At 50.7% G+C, this 24,711-nt stretch carries 19 protein-coding genes; 6 read left to right on the top strand and 13 right to left on the bottom strand.

Translation table 11 applies throughout. The features are described 5' to 3' along the window. Positions 1-166: 166 nt before the first annotated feature. Entirely contained in the window at positions 167-739 is a 573-nt protein-coding gene (locus CWM47_RS39230; protein WP_240625925.1) for a hypothetical protein, read from the bottom strand. A gap of 155 nt (positions 740-894) precedes the next feature. Beyond that, positions 895-4,320 carry a DUF7133 domain-containing protein gene (locus CWM47_RS16625; RefSeq protein WP_100989384.1) on the bottom strand — a complete coding sequence of 1,142 codons (3,426 nt, stop codon included), beginning with the start codon at positions 4,318-4,320 and terminating at the stop codon, positions 895-897. Positions 4,321-4,575: 255 nt separating this feature from the next. Here CWM47_RS16625 and CWM47_RS16620 point away from each other — a divergent pair, with 255 nt between their 5' ends. Continuing rightward, positions 4,576-5,454: a LytTR family DNA-binding domain-containing protein gene (locus tag CWM47_RS16620; protein ID WP_100989383.1), complete on the top strand. Its 879-nt coding sequence runs from the start codon at positions 4,576-4,578 to the stop codon at positions 5,452-5,454. A gap of 122 nt (positions 5,455-5,576) precedes the next feature. Further along, positions 5,577-6,305, top strand: coding sequence for a hypothetical protein (locus tag CWM47_RS16615; protein ID WP_100989382.1), 729 nt, complete (start codon positions 5,577-5,579; stop codon positions 6,303-6,305). Here CWM47_RS16615 and treZ read toward each other — a convergent pair. The 4 genes from treZ to CWM47_RS16595 all read right to left on the bottom strand — a co-directional run bounded on the left by treZ (position 6,284) and on the right by CWM47_RS16595 (position 12,266). Then, positions 6,284-8,152, bottom strand: coding sequence for a malto-oligosyltrehalose trehalohydrolase (treZ, locus tag CWM47_RS16610; protein WP_100989381.1), 1,869 nt, complete (start codon positions 8,150-8,152; stop codon positions 6,284-6,286). The two genes, CWM47_RS16615 and treZ, sit on opposite strands and share 22 nt — an antisense overlap. Before the next feature lie 98 nt (positions 8,153-8,250). Next, positions 8,251-10,224 (bottom strand): sensor histidine kinase, encoded by a 1,974-nt coding sequence (locus CWM47_RS16605; protein ID WP_100989380.1) that lies wholly within the window; start codon positions 10,222-10,224, stop codon positions 8,251-8,253. 159 nt (positions 10,225-10,383) lie between these two features. Continuing rightward, complete coding sequence (locus CWM47_RS16600; RefSeq protein WP_100989379.1) at positions 10,384-11,817, bottom strand: Gfo/Idh/MocA family protein; 1,434 nt, start codon at positions 11,815-11,817, stop codon at positions 10,384-10,386. 152 nt (positions 11,818-11,969) lie between these two features. Next, positions 11,970-12,266 carry an SCP2 sterol-binding domain-containing protein gene (locus CWM47_RS16595; protein WP_100989378.1) on the bottom strand — a complete coding sequence of 99 codons (297 nt, stop codon included), beginning with the start codon at positions 12,264-12,266 and terminating at the stop codon, positions 11,970-11,972. 115 nt (positions 12,267-12,381) lie between these two features. Between CWM47_RS16595 and CWM47_RS16590 the strand changes: the two genes are divergently transcribed. After that, entirely contained in the window at positions 12,382-12,846 is a 465-nt protein-coding gene (locus CWM47_RS16590; RefSeq protein ID WP_100989377.1) for a hypothetical protein, read from the top strand. A 310-nt stretch (positions 12,847-13,156) separates the two neighbouring features. Beyond that, positions 13,157-13,612 carry a DUF2147 domain-containing protein gene (locus CWM47_RS16585; RefSeq protein WP_100989376.1) on the top strand — a complete coding sequence of 152 codons (456 nt, stop codon included), beginning with the start codon at positions 13,157-13,159 and terminating at the stop codon, positions 13,610-13,612. Positions 13,613-13,672: 60 nt separating this feature from the next. Here CWM47_RS16585 and CWM47_RS16580 read toward each other — a convergent pair whose 3' ends face one another. Then, the gene (locus tag CWM47_RS16580; protein WP_100989375.1) at positions 13,673-14,917 is read right to left on the bottom strand and encodes an alkaline phosphatase family protein; all 1,245 of its coding nucleotides are present in this window, start codon (positions 14,915-14,917) and stop codon (positions 13,673-13,675) included. 182 nt (positions 14,918-15,099) lie between these two features. Between CWM47_RS16580 and mntA the strand changes: the two genes are divergently transcribed. Further along, positions 15,100-15,384: a type VII toxin-antitoxin system MntA family adenylyltransferase antitoxin gene (gene mntA / locus CWM47_RS16575; protein WP_100989374.1), complete on the top strand. Its 285-nt coding sequence runs from the start codon at positions 15,100-15,102 to the stop codon at positions 15,382-15,384. Positions 15,385-15,478: 94 nt separating this feature from the next. After that, the gene (locus tag CWM47_RS16570; protein ID WP_100989373.1) at positions 15,479-15,721 is read left to right on the top strand and encodes a HepT-like ribonuclease domain-containing protein; all 243 of its coding nucleotides are present in this window, start codon (positions 15,479-15,481) and stop codon (positions 15,719-15,721) included. A gap of 57 nt (positions 15,722-15,778) precedes the next feature. Here the strand turns inward: CWM47_RS16570 and CWM47_RS16565 are convergent, their stop codons facing one another. The 6 genes from CWM47_RS16565 to CWM47_RS16540 all read right to left on the bottom strand — a co-directional run bounded on the left by CWM47_RS16565 (position 15,779) and on the right by CWM47_RS16540 (position 24,634). Then, positions 15,779-16,552 carry an SDR family NAD(P)-dependent oxidoreductase gene (locus CWM47_RS16565; RefSeq protein ID WP_100989372.1) on the bottom strand — a complete coding sequence of 258 codons (774 nt, stop codon included), beginning with the start codon at positions 16,550-16,552 and terminating at the stop codon, positions 15,779-15,781. Next, positions 16,552-18,654: an alpha-glucuronidase family glycosyl hydrolase gene (locus CWM47_RS16560; RefSeq protein WP_100989371.1), complete on the bottom strand. Its 2,103-nt coding sequence runs from the start codon at positions 18,652-18,654 to the stop codon at positions 16,552-16,554. The genes CWM47_RS16565 and CWM47_RS16560 overlap by 1 nt, the downstream gene beginning before the upstream one ends. A gap of 50 nt (positions 18,655-18,704) precedes the next feature. Beyond that, the gene (gene uxuA / locus CWM47_RS16555) at positions 18,705-19,934 is read right to left on the bottom strand and encodes a mannonate dehydratase (protein ID WP_100989370.1); all 1,230 of its coding nucleotides are present in this window, start codon (positions 19,932-19,934) and stop codon (positions 18,705-18,707) included. A gap of 118 nt (positions 19,935-20,052) precedes the next feature. Then, positions 20,053-21,495: an alpha/beta hydrolase family protein gene (locus CWM47_RS16550; protein ID WP_100989369.1), complete on the bottom strand. Its 1,443-nt coding sequence runs from the start codon at positions 21,493-21,495 to the stop codon at positions 20,053-20,055. Positions 21,496-21,622: 127 nt separating this feature from the next. Continuing rightward, positions 21,623-22,927: an MFS transporter gene (locus CWM47_RS16545; RefSeq protein WP_100989368.1), complete on the bottom strand. Its 1,305-nt coding sequence runs from the start codon at positions 22,925-22,927 to the stop codon at positions 21,623-21,625. 429 nt (positions 22,928-23,356) lie between these two features. Beyond that, positions 23,357-24,634, bottom strand: a complete 1,278-nt coding sequence (locus tag CWM47_RS16540) for a mandelate racemase/muconate lactonizing enzyme family protein (protein ID WP_100989367.1) — start codon at positions 24,632-24,634, stop codon at positions 23,357-23,359. Positions 24,635-24,711: the final 77 nt, after the last annotated feature.

The following is a 24,711-nucleotide window of genomic DNA, read 5'->3' as shown; positions in this document are numbered from 1 at the left end:
TTGTTAAACAAAATATCTCATTAACCGTAAATAAACGGGGTGGCCACTCGTGTAGCCACCCCGTCTGGTATAAAGTGTGATGTCAGTTTATCAGAACAGTCAAAACAACCATTCGGCGTTCCTGACCGGAGTATTAAGATACTAATTATAACTATGGCCAATTTGATCAGATTCCGAACAAGCCAACGATCACGCCAAGAAAGCCTAAAAGACTCAAGATCAACCCAATGAAGGCAACAGTACCCATACCCGCAATCAGCATTATTAAGCCTGCAATTAGCAAGACAATCCCACCAATCAACTTTCCTTTGCTTAACATCGCCTTTTCGGGCTGATTGGGGGCTAGTTGTTTGCGAATATGTTTGTTGATTTTCTTTACCATCAGTCGCTCTATACCGCTAACCTTGTGAGCCGTATAATTGGCTTCCGGGCTTAGCGTGCCAGTGGTTGAGGTCAGCAGTTTCTTTACCCGTACCATGCGATCAGGCAACATTTTGGTCGTTACGAGTTTGTTATCGGCGAGCGCGTAGACGTCGGTATTGGCGGTTGCCATAGTTGCCGGTGGCAGTGTCTGGTTCTGTGGCGTAACGCTTTGGACTGGCGAAGCGAGTGCCGCGGTTTGCTGCCCCCTGGATGCGGCAGGTTCACGCTGGAAATAAGCAACAGGACGGCTACAGGAAGAAATCAAGGTGACTCCTACTAAAGCCACGTAAACATGTTGAGTGAACGTACTGGTCATTAATCAATCTGGTTTTAAGATAAGATATCGAGAGTCATCAAAAATATGGTAATTGATGCTACTGTTTACCCCTACCAGACTTTATTAATCTACTTCTAATGTGTCTCCTTGTAGTGTCCGTTTATTAAAACGGACACTACAAGGAGACACATTACTTACTCCTTCTCTTTTAAGGTTGACAGAAAGCTGACCACATCCCGGATTTCCCGCTTGGTAAGCAGATACTTCATTTCGGGCATACTCGACGGCGAGTTTGTCCGTTTGGCAATCTGGTCTTTCGGCACCGCGATATCGGGCTGGTCACCCACTTTTACAGACACATCCTTGCTGGTTTCACCCTGTAAAATACCGCTCACGGTTTTGCCATTCTTAAGCTTTAGGCTCACTGTTCCGAAGCCCGGTGCCAGTCGCGCACTTGGGTTAATGAGGGCCTCAAGCAACTGCTCGCGGGTGAGTCGACTGGCAACACCATTCAGACGCGGGCCGGCATTGCCGCCCAGGTCGTCGTAAGAATGACACCGAATGCACTGCGCCGTCTGGTGACGGAAGAAAATCCGCCGACCCAAATCCGGCTCGCCACCCAGCAAGCTCCCTTTAAACGAAGCCATCAGCGCATCGGGCGACAGTTTGTCGTTGATCGCTTTGTAGCGGGCGGCCAACTGGGGTGATTTACTGCTTTCGATAGCCTCACCCAACTCCAGCTGAAGTTCGGCGGGGAGCGCACCGGCCTGTAGTTTCGTTAGCAACGGATCGAACGCTTTCTGCGAATTTTTAACCGGCAATTTCCCCAATGTGAGCAGGGCGGCCTGTTTTTCTTCGGTCGTTCGGGTTGCGATAACGTCAGAGAGCAGCGTTACCATCCGATCTTTATCCATCGTGGTTTTGCTCAATAGGTCAAGACCCGCTACGCGCACACTTTTTTCTTTATCGGCCATTGCCACCTCAATCGCTTTACTTTGCTGGGCGTCGTTCAGTGAAGCCAGTGCTCGTAAAGCGGCAATACGAACAGCAGGTTCCTTATCTTCTGTCAACCGGCTGAACAGTGCCGTACCAGCTTCTTTCAGGCCCATCCGCTCAATGGATTTAATGGCGCTGAGCCGCAGGGGCAATTCGGAACTCGTGAGCAGTTTGGTATAAGCGTCGCCTGTTTTGCTTTTCATAGCCGCAGCATCACGCTCGATCACCCCCCGATAGCGGCCATCGACCCGGTCCAGCACTGAAGGTTTAGCCCAGGTGCTGAGCGCGTCCATCGCTTCGGCCCTCATGGCAACGGGAGCACCTTCTTTCTGCGCGTAGTCCATCAGCGTTTGCATGGTTTCCGGCGTACCAGCCCGAAGATTGGCGTTGATGGCGCGTCTGATCAATGCTTCATTTTTGAAACTGGTCGTTTGCAGGACTTTACCAAGCGCGGGCAAAGCCTCCGGAATCGACAGGTCATCGTTGATGCCGCGAGCGGCTTCGGTCACGATAAACTCATCTTTATCGGCCAGGAAATTGGCGATGCCGGGGCTGCTCATACGCCGAAGGGCCACCACGGCGGCAATGCGTACCGCCCGCGATGAATTAGTGGCCAAAGCAATAACAGGCTCCGTTTTTCCGATCCGTGCCAGGGCCAGACTGCCCGCATGGCGGATGTAGGCGTCTTCGTCGTTGTTGGCCTCTAGTAGTTGAATAAGTGGCTGAATGGCAGGCTCGTAGGCTATACGACCCAGGGCTTCGGCGGCAAAGAACCGCGCCCGGCTGTTACCATCTCTCAGCAACGGAATCAGCGAGGCACCGGCTTCTTTGTAGCGAATATCGCCCAGCCATTTAGCGGCCTGTGCCCGAATTTCGGGGTCGCTATCCTGAAGCAACGGCATTAATAACTGACCATATTGTTTATCCTGACGGGCCAGTTGGCTAATGCCCCAGATCCCATGCACACGCGCCAGTTGATTGTCGGTTTGTTTGGTCGATGCGGTCAATATGCCTACACCTTTAGCGCCCCGTTTCACCAGTTCGAATTGGGCTTTCTGCCGAACACGCATGTCGGCATTCTTCAGCAAATCACCCAGAGACGATTCGGAACGACCCGCAAATTTTTCGGCCAGCAGGGTTTGGGTAAGCTTGCGTTCGGCAGAACCGGCGCCCGCTTTATCGTCCAGTTTCCAGATACGGCCGTAATCTTTGGTATCCCAGCCGTTAATCCAGTCGGCTACGTACAAGGCACCGTCCGGCCCAAAGTCGATACCGGTGGCCAGCACATTACCCAGCACTTTCTTCTCTTCGCCCAGTTCGAACGAAGCGCCTTTAGGCTTCAATTTGAACGCGTGTATCCCTGACTTGGCCGGATTTCCGACGAATTCAGCCACGAAAAACATGTTTTTATAGGCAGGGCTTAGCGCGGTGCCGGGGTTATACTTCATACCCGCAGGTCCGCTCACATAGTTAGTAATGGTTGGTGTGATGTAAGCCGCCTGTCCCTCAAAACGGGGTTTGTACATCTGCTCGTCCATCCAGACTTTGTAGGTGTTGTTGTTTGGGTCGCGGTATTTTCCATACTGCCAGTTGCTGCGCCAGCCCGTATCAGACCCATTGACGATGTATACCAGCCGCTCTTTCTCGCCCGGATGGTCGCCGTCGTTATCTTCACTGATCAGGTTGCCATATTCATCGAAAACAAACTCGTGGGTGTTGCGAACGCCATAGGCAAAGACCTCAAAATCACTGCCGTCGGGGTTAGACCGCACCACAACGCCACTGTTCGGGTGTTCCCACTTCTTACCATCGGGCCCTTTCCCGTTGAAGCCGATGTCGCCAATTTGCCAGTAGATTTTACCATCCGGTCCCATCTCGATACCCGACATGCCATGTCCGCTAAAACCTACGTGAATGCCATATCCGTGCGAAATCGACGTTTTCGTTTCGGCGATTCCATCGCCATCTTTATCCTGCATCCGCCACAGATCGGGAGCAACGGCCACATACAGGTCGTTCCCATTGATCATAACGCCCCCGGCCACGTCGGTCACTTCGTCGTGGAAATCATCGACTACCAACTGCGACAAATCGGCTACGCCATCGCCATTTGTATCTTCAAGCCGGAAGATATTTTCTTTCTCCACGGTCATATCCCGCCAGTCGTGGGAGCCATCGCCGTTGAGGTCTTTCAGCCATTCGTTTTTCTTGCTGTTTTCGGGCGACAATACACGATGCAGAAACGCCCGTTTATCTTCGATGCTTTGCAGTCGGTTCGATTCGATTTCCCAATCCTGGTGACCCCGAATATCGAACTCGGTATTTTTCTGCCGGTTCGTGCGGGTATAATAAATCCGCCCATTTTCGTCGGTGTCGATCGAAATGGGGTCGGCCACCAGCGAATCGCCCCCCCACAGCCGCAGGCTAAGCCCTTCGGCCAGTTCGGGTGTTACGGTGGCCTCGATGGATTTGGCTAGCTGAGCGGCTTTTGCGGGGTCCATCCGCTTGATACGCCGGTCTATGGGGTCTTTCTCGACCTGATATCCTACCAGACACAGCGTAGGAATCAGCGCACCAAGCCACATTAATCGCTTACTGGTCAGGCTAACGTTGCTTTTTTTCATTCTGAACAAGAGTATGACGAATTTATAGTAGAACGCTGATTTGCCGGATGGAGGTTATATACTATAGGATAATAGCGACCACAAAAATCAGCGTTCTATTCAATGGTTGAAAGGCTTTTTCAGGCGAACGCTACTTTATTTGCCGAATATGTTTTTAGCGTACTGTTTTCCGAATAGATTGTTGACAGGTTATTCATACATTTCGTTAGGTTAGGCTGCTTTCCGGCTTGGCTCTATTCTATCAAGAACGCACGCATGTCTCCGCTCTCCCATCGGCAACATATTTTCCTCCGCCTGATCGTAGTGCCAATTGCGGCCTTGCTGGCTGCTCATATTGTCTTTCGGCAGGTGTTTCCCGGCCAGGCGGGTTATTATTTCCCCTGGGCCTACTTTCTGACCGTTGCTACCGTCATGCTTTCCTGTTGGGAAGTCAATTTATTTATCTTCCGATGGCTGGATGGTCGTTTGCCATTCAGCCAACAGCCGGTTCGGCGTCTGCTGGCTCAAATTCTGATGGGTGGCTGCGCTACATTACTCACCTTTTCGGTTGTTTTTCCACTATCTCAATGGGCGTATTCGGGCCAGTGGCCACCCACAACAACTGTGGTTAAGGGCATCGCCGTTTGTGTTACGCTGGCTTCGCTCCTCAACGGAGCCTATTCGGGGTTGTATTTAATACAGGCGTTTTATACCGAGCGCCAAAAGCGTGAACATGAGGTACTGTCAACTCCTGTAATTTTGCCGTCAACCGAGCGGGCAACGTCTACGGCAAGTCTGATTTCTATAAGCGTTCTCAACGGTCAGCTTCGCCTGCCCATCGACCAAGTTGCGTACTTCTATTCGACGGGTGGACTTGTCTTACTGGTCAAGAGTGATGGCCAACAAATCACTACGCGTTTTTCTTCCTTACCAAGCCTGCTTGACACGATAGACAACCAGTATTTTTTTCAACTTAGCCGCCAGTTTGTGGTGAGCGCGGGGGCTGTTCGGGCGGTTCAGGATGACGTCAATCGCAAGCTTATCGTTACGCTTGTACCGGCCTTACACAAACAGGATGCAGGTCAGGACGTAATCGTTAGCCGATATCGCAGTCTCGAACTCAAGAAATGGCTACAGGCTGCTCCCGTAAACTGACCATTCGTTCCACCTTTCGATACCACTCATAAACGGAATGGCTACGACCTGTTTTTTCGAGGGGTATGGCTCGTTTCCTTTGTAACGGCAGGCAACCACGCCTACGGTTATAAAACACGGTCATGAAGCCGAACCTATCAATTCTCTTTACGCCCACGCCACTCTGGCTCGATCTCTTTTTTGCGGCCACAACGCTGATAACGCTGGTCATGCTTTATATGGCAGTTCGGCGGGTATCAGTCGCTGGTGCCACCCGTGTCCTTGTTATCAGCATCGTCTGGTTAACGCTCCTGGCGATATTGGCCAGCAACCATTTCTTCCAGCAACTTGACACCTTTCCACCTCATTTTATCCTGGCTCTTGGTCCGCCGTTCGTGCTCATCATCGTACTACTCAGCACAACGCAGGGGCGCCACTGGATTGAACCGTTACCACTGTCCGTCCTGACCACGCTGCATACCGTACGTGTGCCCGTTGAGCTAACTTTATATGCGCTCTACATCCATCAGCAAGTACCCGAATTGATGACCTTCGAAGGGGGTAACTACGATATACTTTCCGGGCTGTCAGCACCCGTGGTAGCCTATTTCGCGTTCAGAAAACAACAACTATCTCCGCGTTGGTTGTTGGTTTGGAATATACTTGCATTAGGCTTAGTGATAAACATCGTCGTCCGTGCCGTACTGTCTGCACCGCTGCCCTTTCAGCAACTGGCCTTCGATCAGCCTAACGTGGGTATCTTGAAATTCCCCTACATCTGGTTGCCTGGCTTTATCGTCCCGGTTGTGTTATTCAGTCATGGGGTAGCTATCATCCGGCTACTACGCAATCAAACAGCCACCGTGGTATAAACCAGAATGGATTCGGGTTGAACAACGACAGGCGCATTACCACTTACGAACGATGGGGCTGCTACGGGACCGTGCCATTGCGGGTCGGCGGAATCCAGCAATTTATGCCAATTCCCTTCGCTGGCAGGCAGCACCAGTGTTTGTGGTTCCTTTGAGAAATTCAGTAGACAGATAACCGTTTCTTCTATAACAGACGCACCGGTTTTTGTTTGTTTTTTGTGTTGCCGAAACAGCGTGAGCGTTTGCCGAATCTCGTCTCCAACCACCGCCACCGACTCACGGTCCGGATGACGCAGGGAAGAGGTTTTACGAAGCTTGAGCAACGTTTGATAATACCGAAAGAGCGTTTTGTGGGGCTCCTGTATGAGTCGTTGCCATTGAAGTTTAGATCGCTCAAACGTGCGTTCGTCCTGCGGGTCCGGAGCCTCGAAGTCTGTTTGAAATTCGGCAAATTCCTTCTTGCGCCCCTGCCGAACGGCGTCGATCAGGTTTGTCTGCGAATGACTCACGAAATACATAAACGGATTCAGTTCTCCCCACTCCTCACCCATGAACAGCATGGGTAAATAGGGGCTGCTCATCACCGCCCCGGCCATGAGTTTTTGCATTTCCAGGCTCACCAACTGGCTTGGCCGCTCGCCCAGCATCCGGTTGCCAATCTGGTCGTGGTTTTGTGAAAACACCACAAACTGCCGCCCGGCATGGGCTGCTGTCGACTTGCCTACAATTCGGGCGCGTCGGGGCATGTAGGTGCCATCATACACATACGCATCCCGGTAGGATTTAGCCAAGTGCTTTATGCCATCATAGTCGGCATAATATCCGTTGCGCTCGCCCCCCGCCGTTACGCGCAACGCATGATGAAACTCGTCATTCCATTGCGCATCCATGCCATAGCCATTATTGACCAGCGGCTGAATAAACTGCGTTTCATTGGCATCCGATTCGATGATCAGGTAATGCTGCCGACCAGTTTTTGCCATAAGGGCGTCGACATACTGTTTCATTTCGCGTAACAAATGCGTCTCGCTCGAATCGCAGATGGCATGAACAGCATCCAGTCGTAACGCATCAATATGAAAGTCCCGAAACCACATCAGCACATTTTCGATAAAGTACCGGCGAACGCTGTCGCTGTAATCATCATCGAAATTGAGTGCATTGCCCCAGGGCGTCACATGTTTGGCTGTAAAATACGGACCAAAATCGCCAATGTAATTTCCTTCCGGCCCAATGTGGTTGTAGACCACATCGAGCACCACGGCCAGCCCCCGCCGATGGCAGGCATCGACAAGCTTCTGTAAGCCTACTGCCCCCCCGTAAGAATTTTGGACAGCAAAGGGACATACGCCATCATACCCCCAGTTCCGGGTACCGGGAAACTGCGCGACGGGCATAATTTCTACCGCGTTGACACCTAGCTCAACCAGATAATCCAACCGATTTTCGACACCCGAAAATGTACCCTCGGGCGTGAAGGTGCCCGTATGAAGTTCGTAGATCAGGTAATCTTCAAGGGGCAGGTTGTGCCAGTCGGCGTCTGTCCAGACGAACGTGTTCGTATCCACTGCCTGCGATGCGCCATGAACGCCATCGGGCTGCGCCATCGACGCGGGGTCGGGGCGTTCGAGCGTATCGTTCAGAATAAATTTATACGTATCACCGGGCTGTAGCTGTGCCGTTGTGATCTGCCAGTAGGTTCCATCATTCTGGAGCGGAATATCCAGTTGCCGGTCACTCCGACGAAGGGTTACACTATGGGCAAAAGGTGCCCAAACACGCGCGGTTGCGCCATCCTGTGAGAAGGTAACGCCCAACAGCCGGCGGCTAAGTAATGCCTGATTCATAGGTTGACAGTTATGGTTGAGTTAACTGGTTACCCAAAACAACAAGCGACAGCCCCCATGTGTTGGCAGGAAGGTGCTTAAACGAGAAAATTGGTTGTTTATACCTCCACTTCTACCGTAGTACCCTCTTCGGCGAAGACCCGGAACGTGCCGCCCAGTTCCTGAGCACGCGTTTTCATATTATGCAGGCCATAATGACTCCCGGCTACGGTTCCGTTTGTCCAGTTAAAACCCCGGCCATTATCGTGAATGCGTAGGTTGATATGGCCATCGGAACGGACATTCAGTTTCACGACAGCCTCCGAAGCCCTGGCGTGCTTGATAACATTATTAAGGGCCTCCTGAACAATCCGGAACAGGTTGAGCACCTGCGATGAACTGAGTTTATAAATCGGTGAGCCCGACACCTGCACATCGACATTGAGTCCGTCGGTTTCGTGTACGTAGCGGTTGATGTACTGATTGAGCCGTTCGGCAAACTCTTCGACTGTGAAACTTTCCTGATGGATGGCCCAGATAGTTTCGCGCAGGAGTTTCACGGCTTCGCGGGTGTGCGTCACGATGGTTCGTAATTGACTAGACAACCGTTGCCCGTCGGTTATGGGCTTTTTCTCGGCCTGATCGCTGATGTGGGTCAGGTTCGTGACAACGAAGGCCAGGTGTGCTCCTACGTTATCGTGCAAATCGCGGGCAATACGTTCCTTCTCGACCAGAAGACTATTTTTCAGAGCCAGTGTCTGCACTTCGGCTTCGTACATTCGTTGCTGTTGAACGGTACGCTCCTTTATGAGCTGCTCGGTCTGGTCGCGATCCAGTTTATACCGATAAGCCAGACCAACCATCAAGGCTAATACTTCAAATAATGCCGCTGGGGCATAATACGCAAAACAGGACACCCATTCATAGGTTGGTAACAGCCCGAAATTGGCAAAAACAAGCCCCAGATTAAGGGTATAAAAGGGTACGATAGCCGCCAGATACAGCCACGCTTCCGCCACATGGTACTTGCGAACGATTCCGACAATGATATAGGCCACAATAACCGGCAAGGGTAACCAGTATAGTGCCGTAAACAAACGTACCAAAACCAGTTCCATAGTGGGCGACAGGGGTGTGAACCACTCGGCGGTTAGGGCAATCAGGCAAAGTACTCCACCCCATAATACCCATGTGCCAATGGTGTGCCAGCGACGTGACGGCGTGTCTTTCAGGCTGAGAAACCGCCTTACGAAGGTTAGCTGCGAATAGAACAGAACAAGCGGAAACAAAAAATAGACGTTTTGTCGGGGCATCCAGAACTGCACATCAAATCCAAACTGGTTTAAAAAGCCATCGTTGATGACAAAAAAACCCACCAAGCCCAATAAACAGAAAATGTATCGTGAATAGATCTGGTCGAAGGTCGTCAGAAAGAAGATCAGGCTCATCATTGCCATGAACGTCAGTGAAAACAGCACTCCGCCCCAAAACAAATAACTACGTTGCACCACCGATTCGTACGCTGACTCCCGCACGAGTTCGATAGGCACAATTTGCGTTCCCCGATGTTTGACTACCCGCAAATAGACCGTTACAACCTGTCCAGTAGGCACTGTTAATGGAAACCAGAAATGTCGATTGTTTTTTATGCGTTGGGGAGCGGGTGTTTTCCAGCCAATAGTTGGTGAAGTAGACAGCACCTGATTTTGGGCATCGACCACAAAAAGCTGAAGTTCATCGAAACACCAGAAATCAATTTCGGCAAGCCATGCCTGCGGATTGGCCGATGGGTTCTTCAACCGGAACCGGAGCCAGATAGGTGTGGCGTTTTTTGTGCCTGTGCTAACCCCAAAATTAGGAACGAGCGACGTTATAGGCGCAAAAGCCGGGGTATTTGCCAGCGCAATCACATCGGCAATAGTTTTGACCCGCGACGAATCCCGCATATAGGCGATAGTACCCCGAAGCGAGAGTTGATCACTATCGGCGGGCAACACCGCTACCGGTTGGCTGCCTATAGGCTGCGCCAATACCCGTAGAGCTAGTAAACAACCAATTAAAGTTAAAAAGACGAGTGGGCGCAAACGTATCATTAGTGATTGAAGTCACACTAATGTAAACGGCGATTAACTAATAAGCAAGTAGTTAAGGGTTGTAGCAGACCGCATCCTGCTGTCTGAGCCGCGCCAGGAGCTAATAGAACAATAAAATTAGCCGCTATCGCGACTCAGACAGCAGGATGCTGTCTGATACTACAACGTATACCCGCCATTGTACTGTCGCTTTACAAACTGGTTCGCATAGTCGTAGTTGGTAATTTTCATATTGTCGCCATCCCACAGGAGTTTTTTGCGCCCCGTGAACTTACCATCTTCACGGGCCAGATAGGAGCGCGTTGCCAGATTGCCCATCAAAACGGTTTCGGTAAGCGGACCGGACTGATCGAACGAAGAGGATGTATACGCGCCGTAGCCCTGCTTGCAGGCTTTGACCCATTGCTGCTGGTGGCCTTCCGTTTTGCCTTCGACCAGTGGTTTTTCGGGAGCAGGGAGCTCTTTACCACTGAATTTATCGGCAGGTAATAATTTAGGGTTATTCCCAAACAGGCCACCCGTGAGCATGCCTTTGGTACCGATAAACAGCATGCCCCCGTCAATTTCGCGGAACACATCGCTGGACTCTATGCCTTCGGGTAACTGGGGGCGAATACCACCATCGAACCACGAAAATTTAATCTCTTTTACCTTCTTATCGTCCGATGGAAACGTAAGGTGAATAGCTGAGGAAGGCGGACAACTATCGTCATAAAATGCTTCCTGAAAGAAATCTGAATAAACAGAGCCTACACTGCACTCAACAGAGGTTGGATATTTGAGATTCAGGGCGCGAAAAGGAACGTCCATGAAATGACAGCCCATATCGCCAAGCGCTCCCGTGCCAAAATCCCAATACCCCCGCCAGCGCGTAGGCATGTAGGCTTCGTGGTAAGGGCGCGTGGGCGCAGTGCCCAGCCAGAGCGGCCAGTTTACTTCGGCCGGAACGGGCTGCGACTCCCCTTTTTCTTTCGGCGATTTGACACCCTGCGGCCAGACCGGGCGGTTGGTCCAGCAGTAAACCGTGTGCACATGGCCGATAACATTTTTCTGAATGGCCGTTTCGATAATACGCGTAGCATCGCCCGAACTGCCCTGATTACCCATCTGGGTCACGACTTTATATTTCGCAGCCGCCTGGGTCAGCATGCGGGCTTCGTAAATATCGTGAGTCAGTGGTTTTTCGACATACACGTGTTTACCCATTGCCATAGCCGCCATCGCAATAGGCGCGTGCATATGGTCGGGCGTGCTCACGATAACGGCGTCGAAGGACTTGCCCGCCTTGTCGAACATTTCGCGGTAGTCCTGAAAATAGGGTGCGTTCGGGAATTTGGCGCGAAATTTCTTCGCCTGCCGGTCGTCAACATCGCATAAGGCCACGAAGTTATCGGACCCGTTGTTGTAAGCCAGCCGGATATTCACATCGGCCTTCCCGCCACAGCCCACGGCGGCAATGTTGAGCTTGTCGGAGGGCGCAATAATTCGCGAGCCATCCGTTGCTGTCCCGCCTAACACATGGCGCGGAACAATATAAAAAGCCGCTGCTGTTAGCGCACTGCTTTCCAGAAACTTACGACGAGAAGTAGACATAAAGGTGAAAGAGTGAATGAGCGAAAGAGCGAAACGAGTCCGCCTATACTGCGCCCGTACAATGAACTCTATTAAGGTCAAAAGTTAACTAGACTACTGATTCCCCTATAACTAGTTTTCTTCACACTCTTTCACTCTTTCACTCATTAACCTTATCCCATCACCTGACCCATTTTCATAGCGATACCCATGTCCCCTTTAATTTTGAGTTTACCCGACATAACAGCCATCATGGGATTCAGGTCGCCGTTACCCATTTTAACAAGGTTGTCGATGCTTACTTGCAGGTCGCAATCAGCAGGTTTGTCTTCGTTCGATACCGTTGCGGGCGACTGCGTTGCGTCAATAAAAATAGGGCCCTGATCGGTCACAATCTTAACCGTAGCGTTAATGTTGTCGGCATGCGTAACTTTGGACCGAATTTGCTCGGTTAATTCTTGCAGAGTCATCTGATTTGGATTTCGTTGTTGTGAAAGAAACTCAGCCGCGAAAATAAGGTTTTTGTAACGTGGACATCCTTGTCCGTTTAAATTCTCTCTTGCGGACAGGATGTCCGCACTACCTATGCGTTCTCAATTTTTAACTCTCCTCTGTATTCTTACCTTCCTTAGTTGTGCCTGGGGCCTATCTGATGCGGTGGTTTCCTTTTTACAATCCGATGCTGTTGCACAAACGATCTATGTTGGGGGCGATGAAAAATCAAAACCAATCCAAAAGCAGGACAAAGAGCCGGAGAAGAAGTATTTCGAAGATCGGTCATCCGGCGACGGTCCAATTCCCGGCGATCCGGATCAAATTAAGCTGTTGGCTATTGCTCAATTTGCGTATTGCCTGCTGACGCTCGTTGGTGCTGTTATGATGTTTCGGCTGCGAAAACTTGGATTCTGGATTTATGTTGGTGGCGTCGTCATCGGCCTTGTTCTACCGGTTGCGCTGGCAGGTTTCGGGGCACTAAATACGTCATTTGGTGTGTTTTTCAGTATACTCTTTGCCGGGTTGTACTGGGTTTCGTTGAAAGAAATGCATTAGTAAAGACGTCGAGAAAAAGAAAAAGGGTTTAACCACAGAGGCCCCGCAACGGCGGACCGCAAAGAGCAAAGTTCTACCCCGCTGAACCTCTGTGCTCTTTGCGGTCCGCCGTTGCGGGGCCTCTGTGGTTAAACCCTTTTTCCCTTCTTATTTATTTTTAGCCAGGATTAAACAGTGCGGGATCAATCATGTCCAACAGCCACAGAGTCGATCATCCTCCCCCTTGGAGATGTCCTGTTTATCATAAATTTAATCGTACCGGAATCGACAAAACCTTTTTTCGTACGTTTATATACCAAAACACTCACGTATGAACCCGTTTCGCTTAACCTTACTACTCCTGCTAACTTGCTTTTCAGTAGCCTCATTCGCACACCAGTCCGATGGCCCCGATGCAATAGAGGGTAAATGGCTTAGTTCTAAAAAGAGAAATCAGGTTCAGATCTATAAACAGGGCAACAAGTATTTTGGCAAACTGGTCTGGATGCTGGAACCCAATGACCCAGCTACCAACAAACCTAAAGTAGACAAAGAGAACCCCAATGAAAAACTGCGTAATCGCCCCCTTATGAACCTTGTGCTGGTAACGAACCTAGTCTACAAAGGCAACAATATTTGGGGAGATGGCGAGATTTACAATCCCGAAGATGGCAAAACCTATAACTGCGAAGTAACAATCAAGGATGCCAACTCAATTGATCTTAGAGGCTATGTAATGGGGCTTAGCTTTTTGGGGAAATCCAAAACCTGGACGCGGGTGAAGTAGTACCGACCGTCCCGGTCGGCCGTGACAGGTTTTCTCAGCCGACCGGGACGGTCGGTACTACTACTTGTCAACAATCCATCTCGAAAGGGCATTATACCGCCCTTCCAACACAATTTTGTAAAAGCCTTTTGGCAATGCCAATACATCAATAGTTGTGGCTTCGTTTTTTGCGGGTACTTCGGCCAGTAGGGTATAGTCGTCGCGCTTGCCCTCTTCGAAGTGGTTAGTGGTGGAGACCCAGACTTTTACCGTCCCTTCAGGCTCTACAGCTTTCCAGCCAAGCGAAATTTTTTGCCCTTCTTTTTTGACGACTGGTTCCGTAATCGACAGCTTGCCCGTGAGCGGAACACCGTCCAGTTCAAAGGCCTGTTCTTTAGGAATTGTCAGTTGCAGGTGGCGGGCCATCGTTGGCATGATGTCGACAATTGCAGGGGTATTCTTTTTAAACTGAGTGTTCAGTTCTTTAGCGTTGGTCACGATCCACGTATTTCGCTCCCGGTCTGACTGCCCGCCGTGATTTTTACCCGTATCGGCACTGCGCCCGTGGTCGGTGGTGATGAACAGCTGCCAGTCTTCGCCAAACGTTTTTTGCCGATATTGGATTGATTGCCACAGCCTCCCCATTTGATCGTCCATGATCTTAACGGCTTTATAAAATTGCTCACTATCGCCGTATTTATGCCCCATATCGTCGGTATATTCGAGATAGACCCAGGTCAGATCAGGGCTTTCGTCGCGGATGTAACGGGTCGCTTCATTCACAACCTTCTCATCAATTTGATGGATATATTCCGACTCTTTATCGTGCCGAAAAAGCAGGGTATCGCGCTCAAGTCCATCGAATGAATAATCGATTCGAAGGTGACCCGTTTGGGGCAGGTCTTCGCCAATGAGCTTGGTACGGTTGTCGAGCCACGTAGAGAAAACGGCGGTTTTCTTTTGCGGATACTGTTTTTCGAAGAAGCGAAAAATCGTCCAGTACTGATAATTCGGAGCTTTTATACTGTTGTCCCACACATTGTGCTTATTCACCCAGGTACTCGTTAGCAGGCTGTTATAACCCACCGCCGAGATGGTTGGGGTTTGAGAATACGTACTTTTTTGCCCACCCACATAAGCTCGTGCATACCCTCCTTCTTTGGCAATGGCTTTTAGATTTGGTGTGGCTTGCTTTTCAATCACATCAGCCGGAATACCATCGACAATAACAAACAAAGCTTTTTTGGGCTTGGTTTGCGCCAGGCTTACCTGGAAGACAAGTGGAAAAATGCCGAGAAGTATGTATTGAGTGGTGAGTCGTTGCATAGCATATAAAGAAACCCCAAAGTAAGTACACGACCTTGTTTTGCCGATGTTACGGCCTAAAATTTCACAACTTCATAATATGCCCTTCTTGTTGTCTTATACTTTCCCACGAGTCGACTTCAGTGGAATTGGCAAACTGGACTTATTCTGATAACTTTCCATTCTACTAAACCATGTCAGCTATGTTTCCTCAACTCATACCGTATTTTCGAAACCAGCCCGTAAAACGCGCTTATTTATTTGGTTCAGCGGCTCGGGGTGAACAAACGAAAGATAGTGACATTGATATTTTAGTTGAACTTGATTATGAACAGGGCGCTGATTTTTATCAGTTTTTAGATATGCAGGAACAACTCTCAGCCTTGCTGAACATGACCGTTGATTTGGTTAGTGCCAATGGCCTTTCACCTTTTATAAAGCCTTTTATTGATCAGGAAAAGCAATTAATTTATGAGAAGGCTGCTTGACGATAAAGCTCGATTATTACATATGCTCCAGGCGATTGACTACGTTGACGAATTCGTAGCAGATCGCTCTAAATAATCTCTTTATGAGGAACCGATGTTTCGTTTTGCGCTTGAACGACAATTGGAAATAATCGGTGAAGCGGCTAATCATTTATCTGTGCCGCTTAAAGAGTCGGCTCCTGAAACCGAATGGCGAAAAATCATTGCTTTTCGCCACTTTGTCACGCATGAATATTTTGGTATCGACCTTGAACTGCTATGGGATATTACAACCCAAAAATTAGACCCGCTCAGGCAAACTGTCGAACGAATTCTTGCAGAACAATTCTTAGAGTGATACCAGTCGACTTTCATACGATGGTATCATGTCTTTAAACATGACACCATCGTATAACTAAAACCCAATCGAATTACCCCCATCGACCGGCAATGAAGCGCCTGTAATGTACTTTGCCGCTTCGGACGCCAGGAAAACGGCAGCCCAGCCAATGTCTTCGGGTTGACCAAATTTACCCATCGGGGTCCGGCGCATGGCGCGGGCAAAGCGGTCGGGGTCGCCACCCATTGCCGTTTTGCTCATGGCCGTTTCGATGAAGCCCGGCGCAATAGCATTAACCCGAACACCGTTGCCCGAAAACTCCGATGCCAGCACTTTCACCATCCCCTCGACCCCTGATTTTGAGGCCGCATAGGCAGCTACCCGGTCGATACCATAGTAGGCTGCCATCGACGAGATCATGATAATAGAGCCCCGTTGGCGGGCCATCATCCGTTTGGCACAGGCCCGGGTCAGGCTAAAAACTGAGTTCAGATTGGTATGTACAATCCGGTCAAAATCTTCATCAGTAACTTCTAAAGCGGGTTTCTTCATATTAATTCCCGCATTATTGACCAGCGTGTCAATGGGGCCGTACATGGTTTCGATGCGTTCGACGAGGTCGTCCAGCAACGCCCGTTCGGTTACGTCGTTGACCATATAATGCGCCCGCTCGCCCAGCTGAGCAATAGCTTCCTGTAAGGGTAGCTCCCTCCGACCGGTTATGACGACACGGCCACCAGCCTGCACCATACAACGGGCAATATCGAAGCCTATACCACTACCACCGCCTGTAATCAGAGCGAGTTTACCATCGAGCGAGAAAACGGATTGATTTTGTAGTTGTTCCACTAGCGTAATTTATAAATTTCGGATAAGGCTTTCACATCCTCCAACGTCCGGTCTGGCTTCTTGAACGGGGCTGGAATGGGTTGTTTTGAATAGGTTTGCAGATACAACACCCACGAATCGCGCCACCAGATGGCCTCTTTGTGCTGGGTTGCCAGTCGGCCCGTTACGTCGGCAAAAATAACCGGGTCAACGGCCGATTCCACCTGTGCCCACTGCTTTTGCATCCAGCCTACAGAGTCTGCGCCGGTGTAGAAACGAGTGCAGAGTTCATCCCAAAGGGTTCGGCCGGTGCTTAGCTTCTTTGTCCAGGGTACGTGGTGAAACCAGAGCAGATAGGGCAGCGGGCAGGTTTCGGGGTTGTTCCACTGCTTCTGCACTTCTGGCCGGTACTGCGCCAGGGCATTGCTGCCCGTTGCAGTTCGGTCGAAGCCGAGCCCGATGGAGTCGGCCCGGTGGTAATAAATGGCTGTCCAGTCGGGGCGAACGCTCTTTTCCTGCCAGGGTTCGGGCGCAAAATGCACACCCGACCACGGCCGTGATAGTCCCAAAGGTGTGTTGTAATCGACGTAAATTTCCCTTGACCGCATCATCAAATCCGTAATCGTCTTCACGGCTTTTGGCTCGCTGGTGAGCGTCATCTTCACCCATTCGTCGGCAATGTTTTCCGACGATAAGGTGTGATCCCAGGCCAGTCGCCCATAGGCGTACCAGTTGGCTTGAGCCATTGAGTTACCGGTCCAGTTGCGGTCGGTACCCGTGTTGGCTACCCCCGCAATGGCTGTCATGGTGTACTGGTGCAGACTACCATCAATCACCTTGGCAACAGTAGAGCCTTTGCCTTTTACATAGGTATCGGTCTCCAGGCATTCCTTAAAAATCGGTGCTTCATATACCCAATGGGTCGCAAAACCAGTGTACTCCTGCGTGACCTGAAACTCCATCGACAGGGGTGTTTTGGGCATATTCCCAAACAGGGGCGAAAAGGGTTCACGGGGCTGAAAATCAATCGGCCCGTTCTTTACCTGCACAATCACTTTTTTGTCAAATTGGCCATCCAGAGGGGTAAATTCCTCATGAGCAGCTTTAAAACGATCCGACTTAGGGTCGGCTTTGTAGACGAAGGCCCGCCACATCACGATACCGTCGTAAGGCGCTAAGGCTTCAGCCAGCATGTTGGCCCCATCGGCATGGTTTCGCCTGTAATCCTGTGGACCGGGTTCGCCTTCGGAGTTGGCCTTCACTAGGAAGCCACCGAAATCAGGGATGAGTTTGTAAATTTCGTTGGTTTTGTCGGCCCACCATTTCTTCACTTCCGGATCGAGCGGGTCAGCAGTTTTTAGTCCACCAATAACTTTGGGAGCCGGGAAATAAACGGACAAATAAATTCGTATGCCATACGGGCGGAACACGTTCGCTAAAGTGGCAACTTTTTCAATGTACTCGGCAGTCAGAAAGCGAGCGCTGGCATTGACGTTGTTGACAACCGTTCCGTTGATACCCAGCGACGCGTTGGCACGGGCATAATCGCGGTAGCGCGGGTCAACGGTGGCGGGTAATTCATACCATTTCCAGAGCGATTCACCGGCATATCCGCGCTCGATGGTGCCGTTGGTGTTGTCCCAGTGATTGAGAAGTCGGTATTGAATTTTGGGATTGCCGGCGAGTGAAAGGTTGTCTATTGCCTGCCCCGTTTGCAGTTGCCGAAGCAGCGCAAAAACGCCATACAATACGCCTGAGTCGGTTTTACCCGAAACCGTAATATTGCTTCCTTTCCGGCTGGCGAGTTTATACCCTTCCTTTGTCAGCGTCTGTACATCAGCACCCGAAGCGTTCGTCAGAACAATACCTCCCGTCCGATTGCCGGCATTGGCGATAATGGGAACCGTCTTTCCCAGTAAGCCCTGCAAGCCCGTTTGCAATTCCTCGGCGGCCGATTTCAGAATCGGGCTTGTGCCAGTTAACGCGATGAACTGCGCCGAACGGGCATAAGCTTCCCGTTTGGGCACGTCTTTAATAAGGTTGTATTTCAGCCATAGGCGATAGCCGTCGTCTGCGGAGGCCAGATGACTAATAAATAATAGACAGAGTAGTATTCGTTTCATTTTCAGCAGGGTTCTGGCGCGGGTAAATACCCGCGCCAGAGTCTATTCCACTACAAACTTCGCTCGATTCCCATTTCCAACCCCCGGATTTCGGCCAGTCCGCGCAACCGGCCAATGGCCGAATAACCGGGGTACGTTTTTTTGTGTAAATCGTCGAGCATCTGGTGGCCATGGTCGGGGCGCATGGGAATGGATGTTTCGCCGATACCCTGCTGTTCACGCCGTTTTTGTTCCAGCACAATGGCTTTCACGACGGCATACATATCGACATCGCCCGCCAGATGGTCGGCTTCGTAAAAATTACCGGGCCGCTTCAACGTACCAGCCGTTTCGCGTTTCGTTGTGCGTAAATGGATAAAATGAATCCGTTCGCCAAATCGCTGAATCATACCAGCCAAATCATTATCCCGGCGAATGCCTAATGAACCGGTACAGAATGTAATGCCGTTAGCTGTTACGTCACAGGCGGCCATCAATTGCGCCAAATCGACTTCGGTACTGACTACGCGGGGTAAACCAAGCAATGGGTATGGCGGATCATCGGGATGGATGCACAGATTGACGCCTACTTCCTGCGCCACGGGGGCTACCTGCCGAATGAAGTAATACAGATTCTGTCGCAGTTCGGCATCGCCAATGGTGGTGTACTCGTTCAATAATCCCTGAAAAGTATCGAGCGTGAAAGCTTCTTCGGAGCCGGGTAAACCCAGCAGGACAATATTGCTCAATTCGGCAATCTGCCCATCTGTCATTCGGCTAAATTTCTGGTGAGCCGACTCGCTGATTTCGGACTCGTAATCGACTTCGGCGCCGGGGCGTTTGAGGATACACAGGTCGAAGATGGCAAAGTCTTCCCACACAAACCGGAGTGCCCGTGAGCCATCGGGCATTTCGTAATTGAGGTTCGTGCGCGACCAGTCCAGTACGGGCATGAAATTATAGCAAATCGTTTTGATGCCACAAGCCGCCAGGTTTCGAATCGACTGTTTATATGTCTCGATATATCCGTCGCGGGTTGGCCGACCTTTTTTAATGTCTTCGTGAACCGGCAAGCTCTCAACAACGGCCCATTGCAAGGGCGAGTATTGTTGATTGCCCGCTTCAACAAGCTGTTTGCGCTCAGTTATGGCCTCAACCGTCCACAGGTCGCCCACCGGAATCTGGTGGAGTGCCGTAACCACCCCCGCACAACCCGCCTGCCGAATATCCATCAGCGAAACCGGATCATTTGCGCCCAGCGTGGATTCGCCGAACCACCGCATCGTTTGTAACATTCCCATTTTTACTCTACTTCTTGTTTGGTTGATCACATGACGGTTCGTGGTTGTACCCACGGGCTGAAGCCCGTGTATTATAGTAATTCAATCACGGGCTGAAGCCCGTGGGTACAGCCAACGATTACTTTTGAACAGGGGATAACTTCAACTCCTTCCTCGCAAACTCCAGAAAAATCGGCCAGTCGAGAGAGTCGACATGGCCCCCTTCGTGATTTCGGAACGCCAGTTCACCATCGATCAGAGACACATCGGGCGCGGGCATTTCGGTGGCTCCGACGCCTTTTTTACCGAGCAAGTTATAAACCGGGCTTGCTCCAACGCAGGCCAGAAACTCGCCTTTGGGATCAGCCCAGCTATCTTTCGTGCCACCCGTAATGAACAGCGGACGAGGGGCAATGAGCGCTATCAGGTCGTGGGCATCAACGGGCATAGCGGCCCAGTTGCCGCCATATTTGAGGAAGTTGCCTGCCATCCAGTGGTATTCGCCCGAACCGGCTACGTTGTCGATCGTTTCGCCCCAGCTTCGCTTTTCTAACGAAGCCCCCATCGAGCCCGAGCAACTGGAGAAAACGATGGCCCAACGCGGGTCCAGTGCACCAGCCAGCATGGCCGTTTTGCCCCAGCGCGAATGTCCCTGAATACCGATCTGTTTGGCATTGATGGCGTTGTCTTTTTCAAAGTGGTCAAGTACCCGGCTCAGGCCCCAACTCCACGCGGCCAACACGCCCCACTCATCGGGTTGGCGGTCTTTGCCGCCGTTCATTAGTCCGATGATACCCTCATGCAAACCACCACCATTATCTGCCTGAATAGCACCCGTATTCACCATTGCAACGGCCCAACCGGCATCAATTAGTTTCTCGATGTTGGCCAGGGGCTGCGGAAATGATCCCCACACAATCACCATCAACGGAATTTTACCCGACGCTTTGACCGGCCGGTAATACGTAACCGGAATACTCGGTGCTATCGATGGATAGCGGGTGTTATCAATACTGCCAAGGATCATTTTCCGAATGGCTTTGCCCGCTAAAACGGTACTATCCGTTCCGGTAGATACAAACGTTACCTTAGGCGTATTTGTGGGTGTTTTCCCGTAAATCTCCGTCAGGTAATCATTCAGAATTTCGGGCCGACGCTGTTTCCACCACATAGCTGCCGTTGTTACGGGCTTGCCGCTTTTCAACGTTAGGGGGTCAGGCAGTTTATAGTTATTTGCTTTGGCTTCATCGTAGTTTGTCCAAATCCCCCACCCCGACCGAACGTGATTATTTCCGGCTTCGTCGAACCAGTTATTCGAACCTTCTTTGGGCTTTAGTTGCTGCGGGCGTTTGGAATCATCGGCGGGGGGCGGCAATGTGGGCAGTTTCAGATTGAGCTTGTCCATCATCTTCTGCCAATCGTCCTGACTGGCCTCCCGCATTTTATTCATATAAGCCGTCCGTTCGTCGGGCGTCATTTTCTGAAAATTGGGAGCCTGGGCACTGGCGTTGTGCATAGACAAACCAACAATCACCCAGGCCATTAACTGGCAAAGCTGGAACAGGTTTATACGGTTTTTCATGGCTAAGAAAGATGGCGCGAACGTCTTCGTTCGTGCCGACTATAAACCGGCCTCTGGCCGGAAGTAAGTAATAGACAATCGGCCAGAGGCCGGTTCATAACTGACACGAACGAAGACGTTCGCGCCATCATGAACGAGCTTTCACCCGACTGAACACAAAAATATACAGCATTGTCCAGGCGGCCAGATACGCAAAACCAGCGATGTAGAAAATGATGTAATAACCCTCCGACAGGTTTCCCAATAATTTGTAATGGTCCAGAATACGACCGACCAGCAACGGGAAAACGGCTCCACCGAGGGTTCCAGCCATTGTGCCTAACCCAACTACCCGGCTAATTACCTGCTTCGGAAACTGATCGGCAGCTACCGTAAAAATGTTGGCCGACCAGGCCTGGTGAGCCGCCACAGCCAGCGATAAAATGCCGATAACCGGCCACATGCTGTTCATCTGGCTGATAAGCATGACGGGCGTTACACAAATGGCAAATAAGGCCATAGACCATTGGCGGGCTCTTGTTGGGTGCCAGCCCTTACGAATCAGCATGGAGGAAAGCCAACCACCCCCTACGCTGCCAATTGTTGCCGCCAGATAAATGACAATTAGTGGAGCTCCCAGTTTTTTTAGATCGAGGTGGTAGATGTTGGCCAGATAGGATGGTAACCAGAACAGGAAAAACCACCAGATTGGATCAGTCAGGAGTTTGCCACTCATGAAGCCCCAGATGGCTTTATTGGCAAAAATAGGGTATTTGATGGCTACACCATCGGGCGAGTTTACGGTAGCGGCATCACCCGCCGTAGCGAATTCGGCAGCCGTTTCCTGCGTGATATGGGCGAGTTCGGCTTCATTAACGTTTTTGTGCCGACTCGGAATTTCATAGAGTAAATACCAGGCTACAATCCATAGAAACCCCAAGGCACCGGTAGCAATAAAGGCTGTTTGCCAGCCCGCAACAAGTGCCAGCCAGGGTACAATAGCCGGGGCCGCCACAGCCCCGATATTCGCTCCGGCGTTGAAAATACCAACCGCCAGTGCCCGCTCTTTCTTTGGAAACCACTCGGCAACGGTCTTGATCGAGGCAGGGAAGTTACCGGCCTCACCAATGCCCAAAAAACCACGGGCAATCATGAACCCAAATGTACTACCGGCCAAAGCGTGGCCCATAGCCGCCAGACTCCAGACCAGAATAGCCCCGATATAGCCAAGTTTGGTACCAACCCGGTCAATAATATAGCCCGCAAGCAGGGTGCTGGCCCCGTAGAAAAAAGTAAAAACCGTTACGATGTTGCCGTAGTCGGACTCTGTCCAGGAGAATTCCTTTTCCAGAATTGGCTTCAACAAGCTAATCACCTGTCGGTCGAGATAGTTGATCGTTGTCGCAAAAAAGAGCAACGCAACAATTACCCAGCGATAGTTTGTCTGCTTCATCAGTGAGTTCGTATCAGAACCCCTGAATGTGGCTGGTACGGGAGTGGATTTCGGCGTCAATGTTCCGTGTTAGATTAGGGTGAGGGATGAATCAGTCAACTAGACCCTCTTAAAACGCGACAGTCCCATTTACTTACTGCTTACGGGACTACTATAAAAACAATAGGGTGGCGCATGGCCACCCTATATAGTTTCATTTTCAGATCAATAACCTGCTTGCAGGAAAGTTAATGACACCAGACTTGTGTCGTAGTTAATGTATCTGACGACATAACGAAGGTTATCCACATACGAACAGGGTTATCCACATTTTAAGCGCTCAATGGCACGCGTTTATCCACATTATTTACCGCATTTGATCCCTTGATCCGACCGCTTACCAGGGCAAACATTTAAAGATATCATCTGGCGTTAAAAATCCGGGCACATTTACACAAAAAAGGGCACGTCTTTCGGAGCGTATTTCCGCATACCTTCCTCATTGATTTCGACGCCAATACCCGGCTTATTTGATAACGGGATGAATCCTTTCTCGACCATCGGCCCATCAAACGTGACGATTTCCTTGAACATGGGCTCCTCGTGGAAATAAATCTGCCACTCCAGAATCAGGAAGTTAGGTACCGACGCGCATACGTGGCTCGACGCCATGGCACCCAGATAGGACGCTACCATATGTGGAGCAAACGGCACGTAGTACAGATTGGCCAGATTGGCGATGCGCTGCGCTTCACCAAGTCCACCCGCTTTCTGTAGATCTGGCATGATGATGTCGACAGCCCCTATTTCGAGCAGTTTGCGGAAACCATGCGCCAGATAATGGTTCTCTCCTGCGCAGATGGGCGTATTCGACGCTTCCCGAATTTGGCGGTAGGCTTCCGGGTTTTCGGCGGGGATAGGCTCCTCCAGAAACAGCAGGTTTAGCGGCTCCATCATTTTGGCAACACGTCGACCCGTTGTTACGTCGTATTTACCGTGCATGTCAACGCAAATGTCAATCTTTGGGCCAACGGCTTTCCGGACACCGGCAATCTGGTTATACATCCGTTCCAGTTCACCCTGACTGGCGGTCCAGTTGTAAGCGTCGTATTTATTCGGGTCGTTGCGCTCGTCGATGTCATACTTTACCGCCGTAAAACCCATGTCTACCGCTTTTTTAGCACTTTTACCAAAGGCTTCAGCACTGGTATCGGTTTCTCGATAAGCGCCGGTGTCGCAGTAAACCCGAATCTTATCCCGGAATTTACCACCCAGCAATTGATACACGGGCATGCCGAGCGCTTTGCCAGTCAAATCCCAGAGGGCTGTTTCTACAGCCGATAAAACAGAAATATACATCCCCGCCTGAGCCCCTTCAAAGAAGCCCGACTTCCGAACGTCTTCAAACAGGCGGTTAACGTTGAGCGGGCTCTTGCCTTTAATGCGCTCGCCCATCAATTTCACCAGATGATACGTTCCCACCGACGCATCGACGGCTTCGCCACAGCCCCAGATACCCTGATTGGTATGGATTTTCACGAACAGGCTATGTCCACCCCGCGTATAGCCACATTTGATATCAGTGATTTTCAGGTCGGATGGAGCCGAAGACAAAGGAGCGTTATGAACGGCCGTTTCCAGTCCTTCGCCGAAACTGGATAATGAGGTAGCCGCCAAAGCACTGGCAATAGCCCCTTTGGTAAGAAAAGATCGACGGGAAGTTGTCATGATTTAGAAGGAAAAGGTGTTTGCGTGTGATGTGATCTCTGTACCAAACAGCTTCTAGCTGTTTGTAGTAGATAGCC

It is taken from the genome of Spirosoma pollinicola (genome assembly GCF_002831565.1).
GTDB lineage: Bacteria > Bacteroidota > Bacteroidia > Cytophagales > Spirosomataceae > Spirosoma > Spirosoma pollinicola.
This window is presented reverse-complemented; position numbering and strand designations above follow the sequence as displayed.